Source organism: Paenibacillus roseus (assembly GCF_016424485.1).
Taxonomy (GTDB): domain Bacteria; phylum Bacillota; class Bacilli; order Paenibacillales; family Paenibacillaceae; genus Paenibacillus_D; species Paenibacillus_D roseus.
Genome location: NZ_JAELUP010000003.1, coordinates 167,495 through 178,747, shown reverse-complemented (window position 1 = coordinate 178,747; position 11,253 = coordinate 167,495). Strand labels below are relative to the sequence as shown.

The 11,253-nt window shown below is 46.8% G+C and carries 11 protein-coding genes and 2 pseudogenes; 7 read left to right on the top strand and 6 right to left on the bottom strand.

Annotated elements, in window-relative coordinates:
• Positions 1 to 188: 188 nt before the first annotated feature.
• A complete protein-coding gene (locus JFN88_RS01620; protein WP_199017542.1) occupies positions 189 to 392 on the bottom strand; it encodes a hypothetical protein in 204 nt (67 codons plus the stop codon).
• Positions 343 to 447 (bottom strand): hypothetical protein, encoded by a 105-nt coding sequence (locus JFN88_RS25100; RefSeq protein WP_369123004.1) that lies wholly within the window; start codon positions 445 to 447, stop codon positions 343 to 345. The genes JFN88_RS01620 and JFN88_RS25100 overlap by 50 nt, the downstream gene beginning before the upstream one ends.
• Before the next feature lie 732 nt (positions 448 to 1,179).
• Between JFN88_RS25100 and JFN88_RS01610 the strand changes: the two are divergent.
• Positions 1,180 to 1,544, top strand: a pseudogene (locus JFN88_RS01610) (transposase); the annotation flags it as partial.
• Between the two features lie 251 nt (positions 1,545 to 1,795).
• Here the strand turns inward: JFN88_RS01610 and JFN88_RS25590 are convergent.
• Positions 1,796 to 2,201 (bottom strand): annotated as a pseudogene (locus JFN88_RS25590) (IS4 family transposase); the annotation flags it as partial.
• A gap of 382 nt (positions 2,202 to 2,583) precedes the next feature.
• Between JFN88_RS25590 and JFN88_RS01600 the strand changes: the two are divergent.
• The 4 genes from JFN88_RS01600 to JFN88_RS01585 are packed head-to-tail and all read left to right on the top strand — an operon-like array spanning position 2,584 to position 6,868.
• Positions 2,584 to 3,777 (top strand): MFS transporter, encoded by a 1,194-nt coding sequence (locus JFN88_RS01600; RefSeq protein WP_199017541.1) that lies wholly within the window; start codon positions 2,584 to 2,586, stop codon positions 3,775 to 3,777.
• A gap of 17 nt (positions 3,778 to 3,794) precedes the next feature.
• Positions 3,795 to 5,033, top strand: a complete 1,239-nt coding sequence (locus tag JFN88_RS01595) for an aspartate aminotransferase family protein (protein WP_199017540.1) — start codon at positions 3,795 to 3,797, stop codon at positions 5,031 to 5,033.
• A gap of 21 nt (positions 5,034 to 5,054) precedes the next feature.
• The gene (locus JFN88_RS01590; RefSeq protein ID WP_199017539.1) at positions 5,055 to 6,092 is read left to right on the top strand and encodes a zinc-dependent alcohol dehydrogenase; all 1,038 of its coding nucleotides are present in this window, start codon (positions 5,055 to 5,057) and stop codon (positions 6,090 to 6,092) included.
• Between the two features lie 50 nt (positions 6,093 to 6,142).
• Positions 6,143 to 6,868 carry an HAD family hydrolase gene (locus JFN88_RS01585; protein WP_233167320.1) on the top strand — a complete coding sequence of 242 codons (726 nt, stop codon included), beginning with the start codon at positions 6,143 to 6,145 and terminating at the stop codon, positions 6,866 to 6,868.
• Between the two features lie 115 nt (positions 6,869 to 6,983).
• Here JFN88_RS01585 and JFN88_RS01580 read toward each other — a convergent pair whose 3' ends face one another.
• The 3 genes from JFN88_RS01580 to JFN88_RS01570 are packed head-to-tail and all read right to left on the bottom strand — an operon-like array spanning position 6,984 to position 8,491.
• Entirely contained in the window at positions 6,984 to 7,430 is a 447-nt protein-coding gene (locus JFN88_RS01580) for an SRPBCC family protein (RefSeq protein ID WP_199017537.1), read from the bottom strand.
• A gap of 14 nt (positions 7,431 to 7,444) precedes the next feature.
• Complete coding sequence (locus JFN88_RS01575) at positions 7,445 to 7,813, bottom strand: ArsR/SmtB family transcription factor (RefSeq protein WP_332908411.1); 369 nt, start codon at positions 7,811 to 7,813, stop codon at positions 7,445 to 7,447.
• A 36-nt stretch (positions 7,814 to 7,849) separates the two neighbouring features.
• Positions 7,850 to 8,491, bottom strand: a complete 642-nt coding sequence (locus JFN88_RS01570; RefSeq protein WP_199017536.1) for an NAD(P)H-dependent oxidoreductase — start codon at positions 8,489 to 8,491, stop codon at positions 7,850 to 7,852.
• A gap of 279 nt (positions 8,492 to 8,770) precedes the next feature.
• Here JFN88_RS01570 and JFN88_RS01565 point away from each other — a divergent pair, with 279 nt between their 5' ends.
• Complete coding sequence (locus JFN88_RS01565; protein ID WP_199017535.1) at positions 8,771 to 10,099, top strand: cytochrome ubiquinol oxidase subunit I; 1,329 nt, start codon at positions 8,771 to 8,773, stop codon at positions 10,097 to 10,099.
• Positions 10,100 to 10,112: 13 nt separating this feature from the next.
• The gene (locus JFN88_RS01560; RefSeq protein WP_199017534.1) at positions 10,113 to 11,129 is read left to right on the top strand and encodes a cytochrome d ubiquinol oxidase subunit II; all 1,017 of its coding nucleotides are present in this window, start codon (positions 10,113 to 10,115) and stop codon (positions 11,127 to 11,129) included.
• Positions 11,130 to 11,253 lie beyond the last annotated feature (124 nt).

The following is an 11,253-nucleotide window of genomic DNA, read 5'->3' as shown; positions in this document are numbered from 1 at the left end:
GTATATTGGTTTTTTATCATTTTGAGCGAAAACAGTAAAGTTCAAGGATGATGTATTAAATAAAGCTATTATTAACATTAGAATGATTGAACTTATAATTTTCTTTTTTACGTACATATCAAATCATCTCCCAGTTTTATCTCCCAGTTTTAAATAGTTTCTCTGAAATTTGTATTTTAAAACATTGGTTAACTATATTGTGATTGATCATTGATGCACTTCATTAATTTTACAGGCTCTTCGTCTTCGATCTGCTGCGCGGCAGCACCTTTTGCCGTTAAGTGTGATTTGAAACGCTCCAGCGTATCCATGCCTTTGCCTTCGGTGGCAAAAAGCACCGTTTTATGGTCGACATCTACGAACAGAGTAATGTAGCGGTGCCCGCGTGTCATGTTCCCTAAGCTCACGGGCTGCCGCATTGACAGACATTTCGGCCATCAATCGCATGGCCCATGCTTCAAATAGCAGCGTAAAATGCGACTGCGGTCGAGCCCAGTTTACCGGAGATTGTGTGATATTATTATATTATTTTAATTAAATACCACATAATGGACAATTAAAGGTCGCTCGTTCAAAGTCAATGAACACATGCCAAGCTTGATCCTGATCGTCAAACTCGATATGCGTTAGTCCCCACAGGTCTTTTAGTTGTAAAGCTACTTTGAACATTTCTAAAATCATATTGTCATTGCTGCTCATTGTGGTCCACATCAGTCATCCCGTCCTATCAATCGTCTTACTGAGCAGTATTGACTATTTTTCTATGAAGCAGACATTAGCCATTGAACTATAGCGAGGAAGTCTTTTACATCCTATATCTATATATTCCATAATTTAACTCAAAACCTTTCAGTTAGAAACTATATCATTATATGTATTTAATGTAAATATTTTTTAAGTTTTTGTTGCATAACTTTATATAGTTAGCTCAACTTTCGCAGAGCGAAAATCAGTTAAGCTCCAGTCCTGATGCGGACTAAACCACAATAAAGTAATGGTCTTGAAAAAATAAGAAAAACACCACTTCGTTTGGTAGAGTGAAAGTACCGAGCAATCACAAACCACAGAAGAGGTGTCCCTTCCATGATAAAAAAGTCGTGTTTTGATCAACTCCCTGCTGAAATTGGGCCAGCCTTTCAGGAACTCAGCGTCCTGAAACACCTGAGGCAGGCAGGGTTGGATCACGCGACCGGTGCGTATTATAAGGGATTTCGTCTCCTGACGCTGGGCTGGTCGGACATACGTTTCTTCCGCTGGATTTCGCCTTGCTCAGTTCGGCCAAGTCCGGACTGACCGGCATTCACAGTGGAGTAGACAAACGTTCCTGCGGTTATAAGCGTCGCAAGGAAGCACTGCTCTCGGCTCCGCGCGTGATCCCTGAGCTACTGGATCGGGCGCTTTCCTCCGGGACCGTGGCCGAATATGTCTTAATGGACAGTTGGTTCACCCATGCCCTGCTCATTCAAGACTTGCTCGGGCGTGGCTTGCATGTCATTGGTATGGTGAAGAACGACAATAAGCGGTATCTCGTGCAAGGCAAACGATCCGTCGTCGCTCTAGAAAGAAGGAATGGCTCGCGCTTCTTTCGATCGCTTAGTATAAATATATCTTCCTAGAAGTATTTGAGAACCCTCGTGCGTTGCGCCAAGGGGTAACTCGTTATGTCCAATTCTACAATGAGGAGCGTCCCCTGCATTTCTATGCCCATCATGATAGGCCTATCGCATCCTAAGTTCCGGAAGGAGGGCTTAACTTATTTTTCAGAAATTCGTGTCTTGCAATCGGGAGCATTACAATAAAACAAGCCCCCAAAGGAACGATCGTCTGTGCTTTGCCGATGCCGCCACGCCAGCAGCGTGTAGCGGGAAAACACAATGGTCGTATGCCTGATTAGCAATCATAGGAACGGCCTTGAAACTCCTTTTGCAGGCGAAGCAACGATTTGGTGCATTTGAAGAAGATTTCGATGTCCAGCGGATCGCGTAAATCCGGGTGATGTCTTCTATGGTGAGGGAAAGATTAGTCGCCAAAATCACCAGCCACCTGGTTTTCTTTGAGTGATGACGAACAAATACGACTCGAACCGGAATGCCCGAAGGAAGCTTGGCTTGGATGGAGCGGCGAATGCCGCGCTTCTTGCTTGCGACAGGAGACGCCACGGCGTATAGTTCTTTGAGAGACAGCTTCTGTCCTTGGATGAGTTGGAACAGGGTAGTGGTCGTACTTTCACTTTACCAAACGGAGCGGTGTCTTTCTATTTTGCAAGCCATATATCTTATGGCTTGCAAAGCCTGTGCTTAAAAGAACTCAAGCCGATTTAGGCTCTGCGAAAGTTGAGTTGTTAGGATCAAAATCAAAATTATTGCTAGACATCCAAGCAGAGAAAACTCTTTATCTTTATTTTTATCCATCTTGACAACCTCAATTCAATCCAAAATCCTAATAATAACAAGCTTGCAGAACTTTTATAGACATGATTAAAGTTAACACAAAGTCTATTTCTATTTGAAAGTCCATATGGTATAAATTATATAGTTCCATCCATATTTTTGAAATAATACTAGAATTAGAGGAGGATGATGATTGAGGAGACTGTTTGTTCTAAGCTGCGGATTCTATCTGCTGATCGGCATTACCAGTGTTATATTAGGTCCCCTGCTGCCTACACTGCTGAAGCATTATGAACGTAATTACAGCGATGGCGGAACGCTTTTATTTTTGCAATTCATCGGCTTTCTGGTTGGCGTGCTCGTATCTCCGATGATATCTGCTCGGCTCGGTAGAAAAACGATGCTGCTGATTGCATTGATCAGTATTGCGGCAGCGGCTGCGGTAATCGGCTTTTTGCCTGCATGGGCCTGGGTGATCGCTATGACATTATGCATCGGATTTGGCTCCGGTATGATCGAATCTTCCATTGGAGCATTCACGATTGAGTTCGCTGAACAGGGAAAAGCCGTTGCCATGACCAAGCTCGACGTCTATTTCGGAGTCGGCGCCCTGCTCATCCCGATCGCAGCCAGCCTGTACATTCGTTTTGATGTCTGGCAGTTTACGTTCTTCAGCACCTCGGCGATAACACTTGTACTCATGCTGCTCTGGATGACGATGCCTGCCGAAAGCTCCAGGCTGCTCCGTATCCAAAGCGCTGAAAGTCCGGATGTGCCTGCAGAAAAGAAACGCTATCACCGCAAGCAGATCATTGTTTTGACCATTTTTGTCGTATTCTTCTTTGTCTATATGGGCCTTGAACTGGGGCTTATGAATTTCCTTCCTTCCATTCTGATCGAAACCACTTCTGTCAACGAGTCTTTGGCATCTTTAAGTGTAACCATGCTGTGGGTTGCGATGGTAATCGGGCGTTTGTTTGTTGGAAAAATCGCGGAATCAATCCGCTACATCCCTTTCTTGCTGTGGAGTACGCTCGGTACACTTTTCTTTACGATTGCCATGCTTGTAATCTCCAATGAAATTGCCACTTACCTGCTTATTTTCGCAATCGGAATTTTTATGTCCGGTCTCTTCTCGATTACTCTTGTCTACGCCAACTCGCTTATTCCCGGGATGACCGAAAGAACAACAAGCATCCTCATCGCAGCCGGTGGAATTGGGGGAGCCGTGCTCCAATATGGCATCGGCTGGGGAATGACCAGATGGCCTGCAATTAGCGCGATCTGGATTTTGGCAGGCTTCAGTTTTGTCTTGCTTCTGGCAATCGGACTGTCGCATCAATGGAACGTACGCAGCAAGAGTTCAGACAGCAGCTTCACCATTTAACACTTGGAGGGAAGATTATGCAAACAGTAACGAAAGAGCGATTCAGATATGGAAGAGGAATTCAGTTAATTGACGATTCGGGTGTAGCGTATATTGATGGCGTATCAGGTACCTTTAATCTGTCCCTGGGCTATAATCACCCGCATGTTGTAGAGAAAGTTCAAGAGCAGGTAGGCAATCTTGCTCATATGTCCTCCACGTTTACCGAGCCTTACGTGAATGAAGTGCTTGCCCACTTGACCGAGTACGCTCCGAACGGCATTGATGCCGGCTGGATGCGCGATATTACCGGATCAACCGCTAACGAATGCGCCACCAAAATTGCCCAAAAATACACCGGGGCTTCCGACATCATCAGCCTCTTCCTCTCCCATCATGGTCAGACCCAATTTGCAACCGGCATATCCGGCAACGCCTTCCGGCGCAAGAAATTCCCGAACTCCTCTGCCCCCAATTCTCTGCATGTGCCTGCTCCCTACTGCTATCGATGCCCGTTCAATTCTTCCAGACCCGATTGCGGATTTCAATGCATTGAAGCCATTTCGGATTCTATTGAATACGCAAGCTCAGGCTCCGTCGCTTGCATGATTATTGAGCCGATTCTTGGCAATGGCGGCAATATCATTCCGCCTGAAGGGTATTTCCAGCTTCTGCGCAAGTTGTGTGATGAGCATCATATTATTCTCATTGCCGATGAGGTTCAGACCGGAATCGGTCGAACCGGATATATGTATGCCAGCGAGCTGTTTGATATCAAGCCGGATATCATTACACTGGCCAAGGGCCTGGGTGGAATTGGCGTTCCGGTCGCTGCCGTCATTATGCAATCCAGGCTGGATGTGCTGGAGAAGCATGAGCATTCCTTCACCTCTGGAAGCAATCTGATCTCGGTCACGGCTGCCAAAGCCACAATGGAGGTCGTCTCTGAACCTGGCTTTCTGGACAAGGTTAAATGGAAAGGGGAGATTTTAGGAAATTTGCTTGAAGGGCTCGCTGAAAAATACAGTTTCATCGGCGAGGCACGGGGCGTCGGACTCATGTGGGGCCTTGAAATTGTCGATCGCGACGACGCTCCTGATGTAGCCAAAGCCAACGCCATTATTGAGCAGGCCTTCTCCGATCAACACTTGATCCTTCGCGGGTCCCGTTACGGTTTTGGCAATGTGGTGAAGGTACGTCCTTCACTGACCGCAACCGAAGATGAAATCGTCGAAATTGTAGGCAGGTTGGAAGCTGTTCTTCGCAACGTCGGATAAAAAATTGAGGAGGGGTTGGCTATGCAGGCCTTAGTGTATAAATCGGCATGGGATGTGGCGCTGGAGGAAAGACCTGTCCCGGAGATAACCCAGGACCACCAGGTGCTTGTCCGTATCAAGGCAACCGGTGTATGCGGGACCGATCTTGGCATTATAAGCGGAAAATATCATGCGGTATCTTCTATCATTCTCGGCCATGAATCGGCCGGTGAAGTCGTCAAAGTCGGTCCTGCGGTCAGCACCCTTAAGCCCGGTGACCGTGTGGTCATCGACCCGACCTACTACTGCGGGCATTGCTCCCTGTGCCGGACCGGCAGGCAAAACCATTGCATCCATAAAGCAGTCACAGAAACAGGTGTCAGCGCAGACGGAACCTTCACCGACTATTACATGACCGAGGAACGGTTCTTGTACAAGCTAAAAGAACATGTCGGCTATGAGGAAGCGACATTAACGGAGCCTTTAAGCTGCATTCTCACGGGGATCAACCAGATTAAGCTGCTGCCCAATTTCAGAGCCATTATCCTTGGAGCAGGACCGATCGGCATTCTCTACAGCTATGCGCTTGCCTCCAAAGGCGTCACCGGAAGTCTAGTAGATATTTCCAGCGAACGGTTAGCTCTGGCGACGACCATCGCTCCCGAACGTTGGGAAGCCTACGGCTCATTCGATGCGGCGGTGCAAGCTGCTTCTTCAGAAGATCAGCAGGTAGATCTTATTGTGGATACGACAGGTGTCGTTGGCACACAAGTCCTTTCCAACTTGGCGCATGGCGGTTATTTGATGCTTGTAGGATTGAGAGACGGACTTAGCTCCTTTAATCCGAAAGAGATTGTCGACCGCAGTCTGAAAATTATCGGCTCCATCGATTCGCTAGGCACGTTCGCTACTGCCTTGTACATGATTGAACAAAATATTGTTCCGGCACAAAAAATCATTACGCATACGTTCCCGTTGGAACAATATCAGGAAGCCTTCCAGGCACTGGGCTGCAATATCGGCGAGCGTACGCTGAATCCCTCTTCCCAAGCGATTAAAGTCATTCTTCAGTCCAGCTGAGTGATCCCACGAACTGCGATGCAAATTCAAACCGTCAAGGAGCGATGAACATGATTGCAAATGAACAGGATTGGAAAGCTGCTCCAATAAAAGCTATTATTTTCGATATGGATGGTGTTCTGATTGACAGCGAACCGATCTATTTTGAAATCGAACGAAGCTCGTTCACCCATTTCGGAGCAGACGTAAGTGAGGAAGAGCATCACACGTTTGTAGGCGTGACGCTGGAATCGATGTGGCAGCAAGTGCTGGACAAGAAGCCCCTGGGATGCACACTGGAGGAAGCCTTATCCTATCATAAAGGCAACGTGATGCGAATCATGTCCGGCTTTGAACGACTGGAGCCTATGCCAAATGTAGAGCGCTGGTTAAGCTGGCTAAAATCCCAAGGGATTCCGCTTGCCGTCGCTTCTTCATCCCCCAAAGCGCTCATTGAGCTGATTATGGATAAAACCGGGCTTGGCGCATACTTTGACGCCTTCGTTACCGGGGAAGAAGTCGCGCACGGCAAGCCTGCGCCGGATATTTTCCTTCATGCAGCCGGCTTGCTCGGTGTAGATCCTGCCTCCTGCCTCATCATTGAGGATTCGCGCAACGGTGTACGAGCTGCCAAAAGCGCCGGGATGCGATGTGTCGGCTTCCAGAATCCCGGCTCCGGCAATCAGGATTTGTCCCAGGCTGATGAAGTCGTAAGCAGTTATGAGCAGTTGCTCTCCATTCGGCCTTCCCTGCCGATCATCTATCATTCCGAATTTGCATTGGAGATGGAAGGCTGATTTCAGGCATGCTTATTTTTTAAAAAAAGACTGCAAGCTTTTGTCCATCATGACAAGAGCTTGCAGTCTCACTGTGAATACATTCCGGTCAACTAAAGCTCATACTGCTGTGGGGTTAGTGCACATAATCGCTCAAGCCATTTTCCAAAGCACTCTTCCAGTTATTATTATGCCTTTTCGCTGCTTTCAAGGTAGTGAAGTTGGCGTGGTTCAGAATAAGCTCTGTTTGACCACCCTTATCGACAAAATGAATGGTGACCAGCGTTTCGTCCGCATCCGCCTCATTCACCCAGTTCCAGGTAAACGACAGTTTCTCATTTGGGATGATCTCCACATAATGACCCTCTAATGTGTGAACGAAGCCATTCGGGGCTTGCATGGCAAATCTGTACATCCCCCCTGGCGAAACATCCATCCGTTCAATCGTTGTCTTGAATCCTTTCACACCCCACCATTGTTCTAATTGCTCCTTGACTGTCCAGGCCTGGTAGACTGTTGCTCTGTCTGCACGGTAAATATGGTGAACGTCCAGCAGATGCTTTCCATTTTGCATTGTGATCATGAATAGCGCCTCCGTTAACGGTTTTTAGTGTTTTGGTCTAGAAAATGCTCAAGGTTAATGAGCTGCTCCGGCCAGAACTTACTTAAATCTATTAACCATTCCTTGGCACGATCCACAACGTCGGGGTTCACATTATAATAACGAAACGTTCCTTCCTTTCTCTTGGAAACAACCCCTGCCGTTTCCAAAACTTTGAGATGCTTCGAAATTGCGGGTAGTGACATTTCAAATGGCTCGGCAAGACTCATTACCGTCATTTCTCCATCCGCCAAACGTCGGATGATCTCTCTGCGTGTAGGGTCGGAAAGAACATGAAACACATCATTTAATAATTCATCGTTATATTTAACCATGTATTTAATTATAAATCGGGTACATTTCACTGTCAAGCTGGCCTGCTAACGCACTCCATAGATCCGTCAGAAACTACTGGCTATTTTGTGGGCTTTTTGTACAGCATCTTCTTTAATCTTCCGGGCTTGTTCCGGAGCTGCTGCCGTCCCTTCGACAAAGATGCCTTCAAACTCGGAAATTCCGAAAAACTCCATGATAACACTCAAATGCCGGTGTCCCATTTCCCAGTCAGCATATGCTGATCCTTGTGATAATACACTTCCGCTGGCTTGAATATGAATAGCCTTTTTATCTTGCAGCAAGCCGACTCTCCCCTTCCCGGAAACATATCGAAACGTTTTTCCCGCGACACACAACGCATCCAGATAAGCCTTCATCACGGTTGGGAAGGAGAAATTCCAGATCGGGTTCACAAACACATACTTATCTGCAGCAATAAATTGATCCACAAGTTCAGCCAATCTAGAAATCTTTTCCTTCTCTATGTCTGTTAACTCATTAAATGGCATACCTGTACTCATCTTTCCCCATCCTGAAAAAATATCGCTATCCAACTGCGGAATCCCCATTTTGAACAAATCAAGGTGAATGACTTCATCTTCCGGGTTAGCGCTTTGGTATGTCTTCACGAATTCTTGCCCCACGCCCAAGCTGTAAGAAGTCTCCTCATTGCCCGGGTTTGCTGTAATATACAATACGGTTGTCATTTCTAATTACCTGCCTTGTTTAGTTTTTTTGAAAAGCACATTGATAAGTTGAGAGAAGGTTTCTTTCGTTCAACTTACATAGGGGCTATTCTTTCAATCATATTTAACAAAATGGTTAATTAACTACATGGATAAGTATATGCATATCTCTATCATCTGTCAACAAAATCTTGACTATAAAATCAAATCGAATAACCATGTATACTTTTGGAAAAGTCCGGCATGTTAATAAATGGACATTTAGACATACATTCCTGATGGAAACAAGGAGAGGTTTGAATGAGCGAGCTGAATTGGAGCCGTTACTTGACGGAGATGACACTGGCATTTCATATTCTGTTTGCAACCATCGGAGTGGGCATCCCTATTTTCATTTCCATTGCCGAATGGATCGGTATTCGAAAGAACGATCCCCATTACACGCTCATGGCAAGACGATGGACGCGAGGTTTCGTCATTACGGTAGCCGTAGGTGTTGTGACCGGAACATGCATCGGCCTCCAGCTTAGCTTGCTGTGGCCGGAATTCATGCGGTTTGCAGGGAATGTCGTCAGCCTCCCCCTCTTTTTGGAGACCTTTGCATTCTTCTTCGAAGCTATTTTTCTTGGCATCTATCTGTATACATGGAACCGGTTCTCCAATCCGTATCGGCATTGGCTGCTTACGCTCCCGATTATAGTGGGGTCATCGGCATCCGCATTGTTTATTACAATGGTCAATGCTTTTATGAATACTCCACAGGGCTTTACGCTTGAGAATGGCAAATTGATTAACCTCGACCCGCTCGCAGCCATGTTCAATCCGGCTACCCCCTCCAAGGTGGCGCATGTCTTGTCCTCAGCCTATCTGACATCTGCATTTGTACTCGGCATGATTGCAGCCTTTTCCATGCTTAGGGGGAGGAATAACGATTACAATAAAAAATCCATCCGTCTCAATATGATAACCGGACTTGTACTGGCGGCGGCTACGATATTGATCGGAGATATTTCCGCTAAATTTCTGTTCGAGAAGCAGCCTGAGAAGCTCGCGGCAGCCGAATGGCATTTCGAGACAGGCAGTCGAGCAGCCTTGGTCATTGGAGGACGATTGGACCCTGTTACCCATGAGATTACTGGAGCCATTACGATTCCTAATGGGCTTAGCCTGTTGACCTCGTATGATCCCAATGGTGTTGTTGTCGGTTTGAATGAGTTTCCACGGGACGAGTGGCCCCCGCTTTATGTCCATTATTTATTTGATGCCATGGTCGGAATCGGATTCTACTTGCTGGCCGTACCCGTGTTGTTTCTGCTCATCAGCAGAGTGAAGCGTTGGAATGCCTACAACCGCTGGATGTTGGGAGCCATTCTTGCAGGCGGTCCATTCGCCCTGATGGCGATCGAGTTGGGCTGGTTCTACGCGGAAGTCGGCAGACAACCGTGGATATTAAGAGGCTACATGCGTGTAGCCGAAGCAGCTACGACGAACCCCAATACCCCGATTACCTTCTGGCTGTTCGCCGCCTTGTATCTCTTGTTGGGGATTGTTTGCCTTGTAGTGCTAAGCCGGCTGTTCCGCAATAAACCTGCCGAACTGGAGCTTGAAGAACGCCGAATTATTTTGTAAGGAGAAGATACAGATGACAATTGAGCAGATTGGGATCACGGTTCTATGGGTCTTCCTGTACGGCTACCTAATCGTGGCCTCCATCGATTTTGGGGCCGGATTTTATGCCTATTACGGCAGGGTAATCGGAATTGATACTGTGATTGGCCCGGTCATTTCGAGATATCTATCACCGGTCTGGGAAGTGACCAATGTTTTTCTGGTCTTCTTTTTCGTCGGCATTGTCGGCTTTTTCCCTGAGACCGCATACTACTACGGCACCGCCCTGCTCATCCCTGGCAGCATTGCCCTGATTCTCCTGGCAATTCGAGGCTCGTTCTACGCTTTTGCCAATTACGGGGCCCCCAAAAGCAATCTGTATCTTCTGGCTTATGGAGCAACCGGCCTATTCATTCCGGCAGCCCTATCGACGGTGTTTACCATTTCGGAGGGCGGTTTTTTAACGGTTGGGGATGGCTCTGTATCTCTGCTTATGGAAGAGTTGTTCTTTAGCGACTATTCATGGGCGGTTGTATTTTTAGCTGTTTCCAGCGTGTTGTTTATCAGTTCAACATTTCTAACGTATTATGCGAGTTATGCGGGGGACAAGCAGGCGCTCGAATGGCTGCGAACGTTCGCAATATGGGGCGGCGTGCCAACAATAATTTCCAGCTTATTCGTATTTATTGCGCTGCGAAACCATAACCGGGAACACTTTCAGCACACCCTCAATGTATGGTGGATGTTCGCACTATCACTGGTCAGCTTTATCATTGCCATATGGCTGATTTGGCACCGCAAAAAATATGGAACAGCCTTTATTCTGGTTATGCTCCAGTTTGCATTTGCTTTCTTTGGGTACGGGATCTCCCATCTGCCTTACCTGCTCTATCCGTATTTGACGCTTTCAAGCAGTGTTACCAATCCGGTAATGGGACGCGCTTTGGTTATCGCATTTATAGCAGGACTTGCATTGCTGATTCCGGCGCTGACACTGTTGCTTCGGCTATTCCTGTTCAATGCGAGCTATGTGAAAGGAGAAACGCAATGAATATATTTGACCGTCAAGATAAATGGTTGATGCGGTTATGTTTTGGCATTGCAGTGATTATGCTAATATCTGCTGTACGTTATTTCATGTAGGTTGGATGAAAAATATAAAACAGGCTGCACAG

Coding starts and splice junctions, on each gene's coding strand:
- JFN88_RS01570 (WP_199017536.1), bottom strand. CDS start 8,491: ATGACAACCGTATTGTATATTACAGCAAACCCGGGCAATGAGGAGACT.
- JFN88_RS01620 (WP_199017542.1), bottom strand. CDS start 392: ATGACACGCGGGCACCGCTACATTACTCTGTTCGTAGATGTCGACCAT.
- JFN88_RS25100 (WP_369123004.1), bottom strand. CDS start 447: ATGCGATTGATGGCCGAAATGTCTGTCAATGCGGCAGCCCGTGAGCTT.
- JFN88_RS01590 (WP_199017539.1), top strand. CDS start 5,055: ATGCAGGCCTTAGTGTATAAATCGGCATGGGATGTGGCGCTGGAGGAA.
- JFN88_RS01560 (WP_199017534.1), top strand. CDS start 10,113: ATGACAATTGAGCAGATTGGGATCACGGTTCTATGGGTCTTCCTGTAC.
- JFN88_RS01585 (WP_233167320.1), top strand. CDS start 6,143: ATGATTGCAAATGAACAGGATTGGAAAGCTGCTCCAATAAAAGCTATT.
- JFN88_RS01595 (WP_199017540.1), top strand. CDS start 3,795: ATGCAAACAGTAACGAAAGAGCGATTCAGATATGGAAGAGGAATTCAG.
- JFN88_RS01580 (WP_199017537.1), bottom strand. CDS start 7,430: ATGATCACAATGCAAAATGGAAAGCATCTGCTGGACGTTCACCATATT.
- JFN88_RS01565 (WP_199017535.1), top strand. CDS start 8,771: ATGAGCGAGCTGAATTGGAGCCGTTACTTGACGGAGATGACACTGGCA.